The sequence below is a fragment of the Micromonospora citrea genome (genome assembly GCF_049629545.1).
GTDB classification, from domain to species: domain Bacteria; phylum Actinomycetota; class Actinomycetes; order Mycobacteriales; family Micromonosporaceae; genus Micromonospora; species Micromonospora citrea_A.
The window spans coordinates 14,226-27,988 of record NZ_JBNADX010000029.1 but is presented as its reverse complement, the minus strand read 5'-3'; the positions used below and the strand labels follow the sequence as shown (position 1 = coordinate 27,988).

The following is a 13,763-nucleotide window of genomic DNA, read 5'->3' as shown; positions in this document are numbered from 1 at the left end:
GCCCTGTTCCGGACGGTCGTCGGGTCCTCGGTGAGACGAGAACGCCCCTAGGATCTGCCGGTGGACCTTGTACCGGGCGCAGACCACCGACCTGCGGAATTCGTGACCGACCGGGCGCGGCTGTTCGTCAGCTACTGCCAGTACGACGTGTTCACCGTGCCGGGTGCGTCCGGCGTGGGGATCTACGTCCGCGGCGACGACCTGGTGCACGTCGGCGGGGCGAACCAGTTCACCGGCTTCTGCGGCATCCACACCGGCTGGATCGAGGCACGCGTCCGGGTCCTGCCCGCGCCGCCGCTGGTGACCGACACCGGCTGGGACGCGATCAGTGAGGCGACCCTGTGGAGTCCCAGCGGCCGGCTGTCGGTCGTCGGCCTGATGGGCGGCGGCGCCGAGGCCCTCACCGACGTCGCGGTCCCGCGTGGGCTGATCCGGGTGCGGGTGCACGCGCGTGACCGCCTGCACGAGACCGTACGCACCGACGGCGACCCGCCCGAGCTGCACGAGCTGCACGTCTGGGCGGTGTCCGAGGAGACGCCGTGGCGCACCGTGCTGGCCGACCCGGGAGGCCGCGCCTGGGAGCAGAAACCGGCGACGGCCGCCGAGCAGGCGATGCTGTCACTGGTACCGCGTCCCTCCGGCCGTCCGGCCATCCTTCCGCCGCCACCTGACCCGTACGAGGACGACGCCGGCCTGTCCCGCGTGGCGGTGGTCCGCCACCGGCCCGCGCCGGTCGAGGTCCCGGTGGGCGTACTGCCGGTCGGTGACCTGGCGGTCCGGCTGGAGCGGGTCGACGGCGAGACTCTCCGATGGTCGTGGACCACCGCCGACGAGCCGATCTTCCCTGAGCCGTTGGCCACGCTGCCGGACGACGAGCCGAGCACTGTGCGGCTGACGTCCGGCCCGGACGGCGTCACACTGCGGCACGAGGGCGTTTTGGGCCGGCACGCCGTCGCCCTCGGGCTGATCTGGGACCATCTGCTCGACAGCGCCGGCTCGTATCCGTGGCAGGAGACGTTGCGTGGGCAGGCTGCCGAGGCGACCGCGCAGGCCGAGAAGACCCGCCGCCTGCGGGCCGCGCGCGACGCCGAGCGGTGGGGAGGCCCGCCGCCGCCGGAGCGGCTGCGCAAGCTTCCCAGTCAGGCGCAGTCCCTGGCCCGGATGGACCGCCCGTTGCTCGACCGCATCGACGCGCTGCCCGCTGCCCGCCAACGCGAGGCAGCCTGCTGGGCGGCCCGCCACGCGATGCGGGTGGCCGGGTTGGAACAGATCGGGTGGATCGCCGACGCGCTCGCCGCCGCCGAGACCGCCCGCACTCTGCCACGCTCCTTCACCGAGCAAGGTGGCGCCGATGCGTTCCGTCGGCTCCTGTCCGATCCCGAGGTGCCGCACACCACCGTCACGCTCCGCCGGGAAGCAACGGCGTTTCGCGCACCTCGCGTCACCGAGATGCTCCAGCAGGCCGCCGCGTTCCCCGCCCTGCTCGCCCTGGCGAACGACGATCCGCTGATCGCCGCGATCGACGCCGTCCACCACGCGGCACTCGCCCACGGCGACGACCGCGACCGGTTCCTCGCCGACACTCACACCGCCCTGCGCTGAACCGCCGATCCGGCTTGCGAGGCGGCGGCGCCCGTACCGATCGCTGCCACCTGCTGAGGCGAGTCGACGACCGCCCCACCGAACGAGCCCTCTTCGTCGTACCGAGCGGGTAGCTTCAGGCCGGCGACACGCGGGGATCCGATGTCGGTTCCGTCCGAGACGGCCGCCGCGGCCGCGATCTAGCGTGGACCGACAGCCCGCCCGAACGTGAGGGGACAGCACTATGCGTGACCTGGTCTACACCGGTTTCATGTCGCTCGACGGCGTCGTGGACTCGCCCGGCGGCGGCCCGGGGGAGGAGCACCGCAGCGGCGGATGGGTGTTCAAGGACCTCGAGTTCGTCCCGGAAGCCTGGTCGTTGAAGGGCGAGGAACTCACCGACACGACGGCGCTGATGTTCGGCCGCCGCAGCTACGAGGCGTTCGCGCCGGTCTGGCCCGGATCGGAGGACCACGCCGCCTACAAGGAGCTGCCCAAGTACGTCGTGTCGAGCACGCTGTCCGACGACGCCCTCGTCGACGGCTGGGGGCCGACGACGATCCTGCGCTCGACCGACGACGTCGCCGCGCTGAAGGAAGGTGAGGGCGGCGCGATCTTCATCCATGGGAGCGCGGAGCTGGCCCGGCGGCTGTCGGACGCGGGCCTGATCGACCAGTACAACCTGCTCGTCTTCCCCGTGCTGCTCGGTGCCGGTAAGAGTCTGTTCGGTCGGGCCGACCGGGACAAGCAGATGCTCAGGCTACGGGAGTCGGAGAGCTACTCCAACGGCATCCTGAAGCTGATCTACGACGTCGCGCGCTGATACAGGTCGAGGGCGATGTCCGTGAAGGTCGCGCCCTCCGGCACCGTGCCGGTCCGCGTCTCGAACCGCAACCCCACGGGCGCACGATACGCCGCAGCACGTCCTGGTGGCGGGCTCGGCCGTGCGGACGTCGTGCGCGGCGTTCTCTCACAGGTACGACGGATCCTGCGCGAGGAAGGCCTCCGCCGTCACGGTGTCCGGCGCCGACCACAGGTTCTCGATCGCGGACAGGTACCGCTGGGCGACGGCACCGTCGTTGCGGGCCTCGAAGACCGGGAGTGGACGGGAGGGGGACCGATTGAGGTACGGCACGAAGAAGCTGGTGCCGTCGGGCTGGTCGAATGAATAGCTGCGCATGCGCGGCGGTGCGTCGTAGAGGCGGATGGCCACGGTCCCGGGCCGTGCCGCCCCCGGCCCGCAGGCGAGCGAGAAGTCGCGCAGATCGATCAGCGAGCGTAGGTGCAGGCGGTTCTCCTCGCGCAACTGCACCGCGGAGATCATGAACTCGCGCGCGGTCGCCTCCACGTGGGCGCTGCGCGGGTTGAGGACCAGGAACCGGACGTCCACGCCCTCCCGGATCCGCTGCTGCAACTCGGCCACGTTGAGGGCCGGCGTAAAGGCCAGGTTGGTCGCCGTCAGGAGGATGCTCCGCCGGGCCGTCATGATCGCCCGCCCGATGGCCGCCTGCGCTTCCGTCAGGTTCGTGTAGCAGCGCAGCAATCCCGATGTCCTCAGCTCCGCATCGGCCGCCAGTGCGGTCCAGCCACTGATGGTGTCCCGGATCCGGTCGCACGCGGCACCCAGCGCGGATATGAAGTCCTGGAGCCCGACCCGCTGCCCCGCGGCCCCATCGGGCCACGGGCACGACAGCGTGGTGACGCCGAGCAGGTCCGACGGCAGCCGTAGGTCGTGCTGCTTCGGGTGGACCAGGAAGGTCCGGCCCCGGCCGAGGCGTCCCATGATCAGGCCGAACTCGAAGAGCACATTGTCCCGGGGCGTCAGGGCGGACGTGCCCCGTGAGATGCCGGTGTCGTCCGGTGTGGCGACCAGGATCGCGAAGTCGAACAGGTCCAGCGATCGGACGAGTGTCTCCAGGTAGCCGTCGCCGCTGCGGAAGTGGCCCTCGTTCCAGAGGGTCACCTGCGCGTCGTGGGCGAGCAGACTGCGGATCGCCTGGGCCGCCCCCAGCCCTTCGCTGGACGACCCGATGAAGACCCGTGCTCGCCGGGTCATCCGGTCTCCCGGTCGCGACACCACATGGCATCCGACCATAGCGGAGAACGGCATCGACACCGCGTCACCTGCTCCGTGGCCGACACCGTCGATCACCGGTCGCCGTCGACGGACGGAGCCCGACGCCCGTCGACGAGCGCCGTCGGTACGGCTCGCGGCGACGGCTCAGCCGGTTGAGCCAAACGGCCCTCACCGACCCGCCATTCACGAAATTCTGCATCCGACGGGATGGGGGCCTGGGTGGCGAGAGTCGGTCGAGGTGCGGCAGTGCTGCTGCTCGGCGCCCTGCCACCGATGGTGGAGATGGCGGCGTTGGTCGGCTTCGGCCTCGGGGCGGCCCAGGCGCTCGCGCCGCAGTCGACGGCGACGTGGCCGTACGACTCGTATCACGACCTGCGGTGGCTGCTGGTCTATCACGACTCGTGGCTGACCTTCGTCGCCGGGCTGGTGGCCGTCGTCGCCGCCCGAGGCGTGTTGTCGGCCGGGTTGACCGCGCTGTCCTGGCCGGCGGAGGTGCCGCGTCCTTCGATGCGGCAGCTGGTACGCCGCAACGTCGAGGTCGCCGCCCTCGCCACGGTGATCATCTCGCCGTGGGCGGCGATCTCGGTGGCCTTCTCCGCGGTCGCGCTGTCCTGGTATCTCCTCGCCTCGGTGGTACCGCTGTTGGTGATCGCCCCGTTCCTGCAACGCGCCGGCGTGACGGCACACTGGTGGAAGGGGCTGCCGTCGGTGCAGCTGCTGCTCTGGTCCGTGGTCAACTTCCTGGTCATCACCGCGGCCGGCGCGGTGATCGTCAGCGTCCCGCAGTGGTGGCGGGTGCCGGTGGCCGGCCTCGCGGGGGTGGCCAACGGGCTGCTGTGGCGCGTGACCGTGACCGCGGCCGTCCGGCACGAGCGTCCGCGGTGGGCGGCGGTGCCGGTGACACCGGTGGCGATCATCCTCACCATGGCCACCGCCGTCGCCGCGCCGTCGCTGATCAGCGTCGCCTCCGGCACGACCGGTCAGTGGCGACCACCCGTCACGGTGGAGCCGCTGCCGGCGAGCGTGCCGTACGCGGTCGTCGTCCTCGCCGGCTTCGAGTCCAGCTGGGACGGGCAGCTGCCCGCGGACCCCCGGGTCGCGCACTTCTCCTACGCGGGCGTGACCCAGGACGGCAGACCCCTGCCGTACCCGCCGGAGGCGACCCATCGGTCACTGGACTCCAGCGCGGTGCTGCTCGCCGCCCAGGTCGACGCCCTGCACCGGCGTACCCGTCGCCCCGTCGCGCTCCTCGGAGAGAGCGAAGGAGCCCTGGTGATCCGCACCTACCTGGAGAAGTTCTCCCACGGCCCGGTCCGGGCGGCCCTACTGTTCAGCCCGTTGATCTGGCCGGGACGCGCCTACTATCCGCCTCCCGGCCACGAGGGCTGGGGAACGGCCGCCGGATGGGAACTGCGCCTGATCGCCGCGCTGACGAACCTCACCAAGGCCGTCGACGCGAGCCCGGACGAGCCGTTCGTGCGCTCGGTCATGGTCGAGGCCCCCTTCTACCGCAACCGCATCCTGTGCCCGGTGCCCGGAATCCGCATGATGGCCTTCCTGCCTCTGGTCAGCGCCGCCGAGGCGCCCTCCGGGGAGTACTCCCGGATACCGGTCGTCGAGGTGCCGGCCCTGCACGGTGGCCTGCTCAACCGCCGCGCCATCCACGAGCGCGCGATGCGGTTCCTGTCCGGGCAGCCGGTCACCCAACCCTGGCGCGGCTACGTCGTGCTGCAGCGACTCGGCGCCGCCTGGCAGTCCCCGCCGCTCGTGCTGGCCGTCAACCCGCTCTGGAGCACCGCCCGCGAAGGGGACCCGGCGCTGAGCGGTCGCATCTGCCAACCCCGATGACCTCACGACGGCCTGCGGCCGTCGGATCACCGTCACGCACGCCAGACCGCTCGCAGCACCGCCTCCAGATCTGCCGTCGACACGCTGCCCGGCTCGGCCAGTTCCACGGTGTCCGTCGCCGCGAGGATCGCGCCCGTGGCCACCCGGGCGAGACGGCGCCGCTGCGGGGACACCAGCCCGAGCGCGCACGCGTTCGCGAAGAAGGCGTCCACCCAGTCGTCGAGTCCGCCGCCGGTGACGGTGGCGAGGGCCTGGCGGAGTTCGGGAGCCCCGGCGAGACAGGCGGAGAGCCGCTGCGCGCCGGCGCGGAACTCGGCCCAGAACGCCTCGGGGTCGGGCTGCGTGGTCCAGTCGCCGAGCGCGGCGGCGACCTCCCTGACGGCGGCGGCGCGGACAGCGTCGACGAGGTCACCCTTGCCGTCGAAGTAGTTGTAGATGGCGGAGCGGGAGAGGCCGGCGTAGTCGGCGATCTCGTTGACCGACATGCCGGCGAGGCCGCGAGCCGAGAGGTGGCGGGTGGCGACGGCGAGGATGCGGGCCTGCTCGTCGGGAGGCAGCCGGTGGAAGCGGGGGAGGGGCACGGGTGGCCTGCCTAGGCGGTGGTGGCGGCGGTCAACCGGCGACCGATGACGGCGGTGTGGCGCCAGTGCCACGCCCAGACGGCGAGGGCGAGCACGCCCGAGGCCACGCCGACCGTTCCGGGAAGCAGCGAGGCGATCTGGAAGGAACACCAGGTCGCACCGGCGACCGTCCATACCCGGACGGCGGCATCCGGTACGCGGCCGTCGCGGCGGAGGCTGCCGCCGAGGTCGGCGATGATGACGAAGTCCTCCACGAAGTTGAACGGGACGGCGAACATCAGCCAGACCGATCGGGGTGACCGCGAGCGCGCCTCGGGCGTGACGCGCTCCTGGAGCCGTTGCAGGCAGCGGCAGTAGAGGGCGACGAGGCCGAAGAAGACCACGGTCGCCGTGATCGCGCCCGGGACGCCGAGTGCCCCGACCTCGCCGAGGATGCCCGCGCCCCAGGACGGCGCCCAGAGCGGCTGGGTCAGCAGGGCCACCACAGGGACCGTCAACAGGACGGTGCGGAGGGACATGCCGCGAGCCTAGGCGCGCGTGGACACGGTGTCCACACGCAATGTCCACGCCGATGCACGCTGGTCCCCGGGCGAGTGAGTCGGGCGTCCGCGGCTCACGGTCGGGAGAACAGGACCCATCGATCCAGGTGCGGCAGCAGGTGTGCGTGCTCGCGCAGCGTGACGGCCGGTGTGGCGAGCGTGTTCTCGGCGAGCGTGTAGTGCGCCAACGCCAGACGCCACGCCTCCTCCGGGTCGGTGGGTGGCCGGGCGACCGTGAGCCAGGTCGTCACCTCCAGCGCGGCCACCGGCTCCGCGCCGTAGCGCTCGTGCCAGTGCCGGGCCGCCGCGACCAGCAGGTCGTGACCGTACCCGCAGGCGTCGTGCAGGGCGTTGACGTAGGCGTAGACCGCCCACGGCTGCGCGGCCGGCAGCAGCACGAGCGTCACCGGCTCGTCGGTCGACCCGTACCAGTCCTGGACGCTCATGTCGGGCCCGACCAGCGGCTCGCGGTCACCTTCCCAGTCGAACAGGTGCCGGTTGACGGCGATCTCCACCCGGTCGGCGCCGGTGACGGCGGCGCGGATCTCCCGCGCGGCCGGGGCGTCGCCGTAGCGGGCGTGGGTGGTCTCGCGCTCCAGCTCGATCGTCTCGTCGACCCAGTCGACGAGGCCGTCGGGGAACTGCGCGTGCCGCTCGGCCAGGCGGGCGTCGACATCGATCGTCTCGGCCCGGGCCAGCACGGCCTCCGGGCTGCCGTCGCCGCCGTCGCTGCCCTCGTCGAAGTAGAACCGCGAGAACAGGTCGCCGTCGCGCGCCGAGTGCCGCGGGCACAACACCGGCCAGCGGCCCGTGCGCTCGACGGCCGCCCGGGCCACCGCCCACACGTCGAGCATCTCGTCCGGGGACACGTCGACCAGCAGCGCCGTGCCGCTGCCTGCGGCGTCCTGCGCGTACGCCTTCCGGCCGCCCAGGCCGGCGGCGTCGAGGATGGACTGTTCCTGCGGAGTCACGGGCGGAGCGTACCGACCACCGGAGGTGTCGTGGGGTCCCTGCGGTGGTTCGGGCGACGGGTCGGGCGTGAGTCCCGGCTTACCGGGATTGCCGTGCGGTCCGGATCCGCCGCCTGCCGGCGCACGACGCCCGGCGGACGCGGATGCCGGCGGCGTCGGTTCGCTCACCGTCCAGGCCCTCGCAACGCCCTCCGACCGTGCCGCTCAGTCGACCGACCCTCAGGACGCTAATGGAAATGATTACCGTTACTATCCTGCTGACGGCAACCAAGGGGAGGACGGCATGGCGGTACCCAAGCGGAAGGTGTCGCGGGCGAACACCCGGCACCGGCGCGCGCAGTGGAAGGCGAGCGTGCCGCAACTGACCCCCTGCCCCTGTCCCCGCAAGGAGATGGTGGTCCCGCACCGGGCCTGCGCGCACTGCGGCCTGTGCAAGGGACGTCAGGTGGTGGACCAGCCGTGACCGGCCGGCTGCCGGTGACGGTGCTGTCGGGATTCCTCGGCGCGGGGAAGACCAGCCTGCTCAACCACGTCCTCGCCAACCGGGACGGGCTGCGGGTGGCGGTGATCGTCAACGACATGAGCGAGGTGAACATCGACGCCGCGCTGGTGCGCGACGGCGCGACGCTGTCGCGCACCGAGGAGCGGCTGGTCGAGCTGACCAACGGGTGCATCTGCTGCACCCTGCGCGAGGATCTGCTCGACGAGGTGGCCCGGTTGGCTCGCCAGGGCCGGTTCGACTACCTGCTGATCGAGTCCAGCGGCATCTCCGAGCCGATGCCGGTGGCCGCCACGTTCGCCTTCGGGGTGGAGGACGGACAGGTCCTCGACGACCTGGCCCGGCTCGACACCACCGTCACGGTGGTCGACGCGGCGGGGCTGCTGGCCCTCGTCGAGGCGGGGGAGACGCTGCAGGCGCGCGGGCTGGCCGCGTACGAGGGCGACGACCGCAGCATCGCCGACCTGCTGGTCGACCAGATCGAGTTCGCCGACGTGCTGGTGGTCAACAAGACCGACCTGGTGGCCACGGACGATCTGGCGGTGGTGCAGGCGCTGCTGACCCGGCTGAATCCGGCCGCCCGGCAGGTGCGCGCCGTGCACGGACGGGTGCCGCCGCGCGAGATCCTGCACACCGGCCGGTTCGACCTGGACCGCGCGGAGACGACACCGGGCTGGGTCGCCGAGCTCAACGGCGCGCACGTGCCGGAGACCGAGGAGTACGGCATCGCCAGCATCGTGTTCCGTGACCACCGGCCGTTCCACCCGCAGCGGCTGTGGGACCTGTTGACCGGTGGCCTCGACGGCTACGGCGTGCTGCGGTCGAAGGGCTTCCTCTGGCTGGCCAGCCGCCCGGACGTGCAGGCCCTGTGGTCACAGGCCGGACCGTCCGGGCGCTGCGATCCGGTCGGCATCCCGGTGGCGGTGTCCGGGGACTGGCCGCAGGACGCCGCCGAGCGGGCGGAGCTGGAGTCCCGCTGGCATCCGGTCTTCGGTGACCGGCAGCAGGAACTGGTCCTCATCGGCGTCGGCCTGGACGGCGACGGCCTGCGCGCGGCGCTGACCGCCTGCCTGCTCACCGACACCGAGATCGCCATCGGGGAGTCCGCCTGGCGGGCCCTTGCCGACCCGTTCCCCGAATGGGACCTCGGCGGCCTGCACGACCACGACATCGCCGACCCCGTCCCGGCCTGACCGTGCCGACCGCCCTGACGCCCGAGGACGTCGCCCGGTGGCGGCGCGACTGGGAGACCATGATGCGCCACTACCAGCCCGGCCGCGACGATCTCCTCGCCGCCGCCGGCCTCGCCGCTGTCGGGGAGATCCGTCGGCCTCTCCGGCGGGGAGTTCGTCGCCCCGGTCCCGTGGCACCGCGAGGCGGCCCGACGAGCCGGGTTCCTCGACCCCGCGGTGCCCCACCACCGGGCCGGTCACGCCCTGATGGCGTTCCGCCGTCCTCCGGACGGGCGGTGATCGGACGCGGCCGAGGACCGTCTTTCCTTGATCCACTGACAACTTTTGTCCTGAGCGACAAAAGTTGGGATCAGATCGGCTGAAGCTCTGGACATGCGCCACGGAAGCCTCCTACTGTGTCGGACACAACACATCGACGTGACGCCGATGTGAACGACTCCGGTGAAGAGGTGAGTCCCGGTGCGGACCGTCGACCCCCTGCACGTACGGCTGTTGCGGATGCTCCGCGACGAGGGGGCGATGTCCCGGGCCGAGCTGGGCGACCGGCTGCAGATGCCCCGCCCCCGCCTGCTGGCCGAGCTGCAACGCCTGGTCAGCCTCGGCTACGTCGCCGAGGCCGGACTGGCCGCCTCCCGGGGCGGCCGCCGCTCCACCCTGGTCGAGTTGAGCCCCCACCTTCGCTTCGCCGCCGTGGACCTGGGCGCCAGCTCCATCGACGTCGAGGTGGTCAACGGCCGCCTCGAACCGGTCGCCGCGTACGCCGAGGCGGCCGACATCCGCAACGGCCCGAAGGTGACCCTGCACCGGGTCAACGAACTGCTGCACAAGGCCCGGGTCGACGGCGCGTACGAGAAGCTGGACGCCGTCGGCGTCGGGGTGCCCGGCCCGGTCAGCTTCCGCGACGGCGTCCCGGTCTCCCCGCCGATCATGCCGGGCTGGGACCGCTTCCCGGTCCGGGAGCTGCTCACCCGGGAGCACGGCTGCCCGGCGGTGGTCGACAACGACGTCAACATCATGGCCATCGGCGAGCGGCACGGCGGGGTCGCCCACTCCGTGGACGACTTCCTCTTCGTCAAGATCGGCACCGGAATAGGGTGCGGGATCTACCTCAGCGGCGAGGTCTACCGGGGCACCGACGGCTGCGCCGGGGACATCGGCCACATCCAGGTCGACGCGCACGGTCCGATGTGCTCCTGCGGCAACATCGGCTGCCTGGAGGCGCTGTTCAGCGGCGCCGCGCTGGCCAAGGACGCGACCGCCGCCGCCCGCAGCGGCGCCTCGCCCGCGCTGGCCGAGCGGCTCGCCGCCCGCGGCGCGGTGACCGCCATGGACGTCGCCGAGGGCGCCGTCGAGGGCGACGTCACCTGCATCCAGCTGATCCGCGACGGGGGGCGGCGGGTCGGCGGCGTGCTCGCCGGGCTGGTCAGCTTCACCAACCCGTCCATGATCGTCATCGGCGGTGGGCTGGCCCAGCTCGGGCACATCCTGCTCGCCGAGATCCGCAGCGTGGTCTACCGCCGGTCGCTGCCGCTGGCCACCGGCAACCTGCCGGTCGTCCTGTCCGAGCTGGGTCCTCGCGCGGGCGTGGCCGGCGCCGCCGTGCTCGCCAGCGACGTGGCCTTCGCGGAGGCGTCGTGAGCACGGCGACCGACCGCCGGCAGCACCACGGAGCGCCGGCATGACCGAACGAGCCGAGGAGACCGTCGTGTCAGACGCGCCGTTGCTCGAAGCCCCCGCCGACGCCGTCGCGGGCGAGGTGGTCCTGCGCCTCACCGACGTGGTCAAGACCTTCCCGGGCGTACGCGCGCTCGACGGGGTGCAGCTGGAGGTGCGCGCCGGCGAGGTGCACTGCCTGCTCGGGCAGAACGGCGCCGGCAAGTCGACCCTGATCAAGGTGCTGGCCGGGGTGCACCGCCCCGACTCGGGGCTCGTCGAGTGGCGCGGCCACCCCGCCGCCTTCGCCAGTCCGCAGGCTGCCATGCGCGCCGGCATCGCCACCATCTACCAGGAACTCGACCTGGTCGAGGACCTGTCGGTCGCGGAGAACGCCTTCCTCGGCCACGAGCCGCGCCGCCTCGGCTTCGTCCGGCGCGGGCAGATGGCGCGGCGCACCCGGCAGATCCTCGGCCGGCTCGGGCACCCCGAGATCCCGCCCGGGCGGATGGTCCGCGCGCTGCCCGCCGCCGGCAAGCAGGTGGTCAGCATGGCCCGCGCGCTGTCGCACGAGGCCCGCCTGATCATCATGGACGAGCCGAGCGCCGTGCTGGCCCACGACGAGGTGGGCAACCTGTTCCGGATCATCCGCGAGCTGACCGCACAGGGCATCGCCGTCGTCTACATCTCCCACCGGCTGGAGGAGATCCGCGAGATCGGCGACCGGGTGACCGTACTCAAGGACGGCCGGACCACCGCGGCGAACCTGCCGGCCCGCGACACCCCGACCCGCGACCTGGTCGCCCGGATGACCGGCCGCACCATCGAGTACGTCTTCCCGGACCGCCCGGCCGACACCGCCACCGGCGATCCCCTGCTCACGGTGGACGCACTCACCCGGTCCGGCGAGTTCACCGACGTCTCGCTCACCGTGCGGGCCGGGGAGATCGTGGGCATCGCAGGGTTGGTCGGCTCCGGCCGCTCGGAACTGCTGGAGACCATCTACGGCGCCCGGCGCGCCGACTCCGGATCGGTGCGGATGGCCGGCCGGGCGTTGCGCGCCGGCAGTGTGGGCGTGGCCGTGCGGGCCGGCATGGGCATGGCCCCCGAGGAGCGCAAGAGCCAGGCGCTGCTGCTCGGCGAACCCGTCTACCGCAACGTCACACTGGCCACCTTCGGCCGCTACGCCCGCGCGGGCTTCACCGACGCCGGCCGGGAACGCGCCGAGGCCGACCGGATCGCCGAGAGCCTGCAGTTGCGCCCGCGCGACGTACGCCGCCCGGTGCGCACCCTCTCCGGCGGCAACCAGCAGAAGGTGGTGGTCGGGCGCTGGCTGCTCGGCGACACCAGGCTGCTGCTGCTCGACGAGCCCACCCGGGGCGTCGACGTCGGCGCCCGGGCGGAGCTTTACCAGGTCATCCGCGCCCTCGCCGCCCGTGGCGTCGGGGTGCTGCTGGTCTCCAGCGAGGTCCCCGAGGTGCTCGGCCTGGCCGACCGGGTGCTGGTGATGCGGGAGGGGCGGGTCGTCCACGAGGCCCCGGCCGGCGAACTCGACGAGAACACCGTGCTCGACCTCGTCATGGCGGGGTCCCTGATGGAAGGAGCCGCGGCATGACCGACGTGACCCCCACCGCCGCGCCGGAGCGGGCGGCGCAGCTGCCGGCCCAGTCGCCGCCGGTCGATGCGGCCGAGACCGCGGCGGCGGGCGGGAAGACGGCCACCGCCGGTCGGCTCTCCTGGTGGCGCGGCGACGGCGGCGAGGGCGCCCGGCGCAATCTCGCTCTGATCGGCGTGCTCGTGGTGCTGATCGCGATCGGCGCCCTGACCCGTTCCGACCTGTACTCCGACCCGGACTGGGTCTGGGACAACGTGCTGAGCATCCTGCAGCTCGCCTCGGTGGTCGGCGTGGTCACGGTCGGCATGACGTTCGTGATCATCGGCGGCGGCATCGACCTCTCGGTCGGGGCGATCGTCGCCCTGGCCGGCGTCTGGTGCACGACGGTGGCCACCCAGAGCTACGGCGCCGGCGGCATGATCTTCAGCGCGCTCACCGTCGGCCTGGCGGTCGGCCTCGTCAACGGCCTGCTCATCTCGTACGGCCGGCTGGTGCCGTTCATCGCCACGCTGGCGATGCTCGTGGCGGCCCGCGGTCTGGCCGCGGAGATCTCCGCCAAGCAGACCCAGGTCTCCGGCAACGAGTTCATCAACGCGATCGCCAGCGACAAGCTGCTCGGCATCCCGCTGCTGGTCTACATCCTCGCCCTGGTGGGTGCCGCCGGCTGGGTGCTGCTCAACCGCACCACCTTCGGCCGCCGCACCGTCGCCGTCGGCGGCAACCCGGAGGCCGCCCGGCTGGCGGGCATCGACGTCAAACGGCACACCGTGCTGCTCTACGCGCTCTCCGGCCTCTGCTGCGGGATCGCCGCCATCATGCTCACCGCCCAGGCCAACTCGGCCCAGGCGGCGATGGCGAACCTCTACGAGCTGGACGCGATCGCCGCCGCGATCATCGGCGGCACGCTGCTCAGCGGCGGGCGGGGCACCATCATCGGTTCCCTGCTCGGGGTGGTCATCTTCGCCACCATCACCAACCTGTTCGCCATCAACGGCCTCACCACCGAGGCCCAGAACATGGTCAAGGGCGGCATCATCGTCGTGGCCGTCCTGGTCCAGCAGGTCCAGTTCCGCAGCGTCAGCCGGTTCCTGGGCCGTAACCGGCTCACCACCGGCTGATCCGTCCCGAGCCGGGCAGCACCGCCCGCACCCGAGAACGCACGTCCCGCACCTGGGCCACCCGAGCAGACGACGGTGGCCGGACCGC

General features: G+C 72.4%; 12 protein-coding genes. 8 read left to right on the top strand and 4 right to left on the bottom strand.

From position 1 onward, the window contains the following. Positions 1-60 precede the first annotated feature (60 nt). Together ACPFP2_RS25245 and ACPFP2_RS25240 are read left to right on the top strand one after the other, a co-directional pair. Positions 61-1,602, top strand: coding sequence for a hypothetical protein (locus ACPFP2_RS25245; RefSeq protein WP_424092050.1), 1,542 nt, complete (start codon positions 61-63; stop codon positions 1,600-1,602). A 223-nt stretch (positions 1,603-1,825) separates the two neighbouring features. Continuing rightward, the gene (locus ACPFP2_RS25240) at positions 1,826-2,404 is read left to right on the top strand and encodes a dihydrofolate reductase family protein (protein WP_424092048.1); all 579 of its coding nucleotides are present in this window, start codon (positions 1,826-1,828) and stop codon (positions 2,402-2,404) included. A gap of 147 nt (positions 2,405-2,551) precedes the next feature. Here the strand turns inward: ACPFP2_RS25240 and ACPFP2_RS25235 are convergent, their stop codons facing one another. Continuing rightward, on the bottom strand, positions 2,552-3,637 hold the full coding sequence (locus tag ACPFP2_RS25235) for a TIR domain-containing protein (RefSeq protein WP_424092046.1): 1,086 nt from the start codon (positions 3,635-3,637) through the stop codon (positions 2,552-2,554). Between the two features lie 228 nt (positions 3,638-3,865). On the opposite strand from ACPFP2_RS25235, the gene ACPFP2_RS25230 reads away from it, so the two are divergent. Beyond that, positions 3,866-5,506, top strand: coding sequence for a hypothetical protein (locus ACPFP2_RS25230; RefSeq protein ID WP_424092044.1), 1,641 nt, complete (start codon positions 3,866-3,868; stop codon positions 5,504-5,506). A gap of 32 nt (positions 5,507-5,538) precedes the next feature. Here the strand turns inward: ACPFP2_RS25230 and ACPFP2_RS25225 are convergent, their stop codons facing one another. From ACPFP2_RS25225 to ACPFP2_RS25215, 3 genes are all read right to left on the bottom strand, one after another. Next, positions 5,539-6,087 carry a TetR/AcrR family transcriptional regulator gene (locus tag ACPFP2_RS25225; protein ID WP_424092043.1) on the bottom strand — a complete coding sequence of 183 codons (549 nt, stop codon included), beginning with the start codon at positions 6,085-6,087 and terminating at the stop codon, positions 5,539-5,541. 11 nt (positions 6,088-6,098) lie between these two features. After that, entirely contained in the window at positions 6,099-6,605 is a 507-nt protein-coding gene (locus ACPFP2_RS25220; protein ID WP_424092041.1) for a hypothetical protein, read from the bottom strand. A gap of 95 nt (positions 6,606-6,700) precedes the next feature. Then, complete coding sequence (locus tag ACPFP2_RS25215; protein ID WP_424092040.1) at positions 6,701-7,597, bottom strand: DUF4253 domain-containing protein; 897 nt, start codon at positions 7,595-7,597, stop codon at positions 6,701-6,703. 283 nt (positions 7,598-7,880) lie between these two features. Between ACPFP2_RS25215 and rpmF the strand changes: the two genes are divergently transcribed. From rpmF to ACPFP2_RS25190, 5 genes are all read left to right on the top strand, one after another. Then, positions 7,881-8,060, top strand: a complete 180-nt coding sequence (gene rpmF, locus ACPFP2_RS25210; protein WP_424092038.1) for a 50S ribosomal protein L32 — start codon at positions 7,881-7,883, stop codon at positions 8,058-8,060. After that, the gene (locus ACPFP2_RS25205) at positions 8,057-9,289 is read left to right on the top strand and encodes a GTP-binding protein (RefSeq protein ID WP_424092036.1); all 1,233 of its coding nucleotides are present in this window, start codon (positions 8,057-8,059) and stop codon (positions 9,287-9,289) included. Before rpmF ends, ACPFP2_RS25205 begins: the two co-directional genes overlap by 4 nt. A gap of 459 nt (positions 9,290-9,748) precedes the next feature. Then, positions 9,749-10,927, top strand: a complete 1,179-nt coding sequence (locus ACPFP2_RS25200) for an ROK family protein (RefSeq protein ID WP_424092034.1) — start codon at positions 9,749-9,751, stop codon at positions 10,925-10,927. A 40-nt stretch (positions 10,928-10,967) separates the two neighbouring features. Beyond that, the gene (locus ACPFP2_RS25195) at positions 10,968-12,557 is read left to right on the top strand and encodes a sugar ABC transporter ATP-binding protein (RefSeq protein ID WP_424092033.1); all 1,590 of its coding nucleotides are present in this window, start codon (positions 10,968-10,970) and stop codon (positions 12,555-12,557) included. Beyond that, the gene (locus tag ACPFP2_RS25190) at positions 12,554-13,675 is read left to right on the top strand and encodes an ABC transporter permease (protein ID WP_424092031.1); all 1,122 of its coding nucleotides are present in this window, start codon (positions 12,554-12,556) and stop codon (positions 13,673-13,675) included. The genes ACPFP2_RS25195 and ACPFP2_RS25190 overlap by 4 nt, the downstream gene beginning before the upstream one ends. Positions 13,676-13,763: the final 88 nt, after the last annotated feature.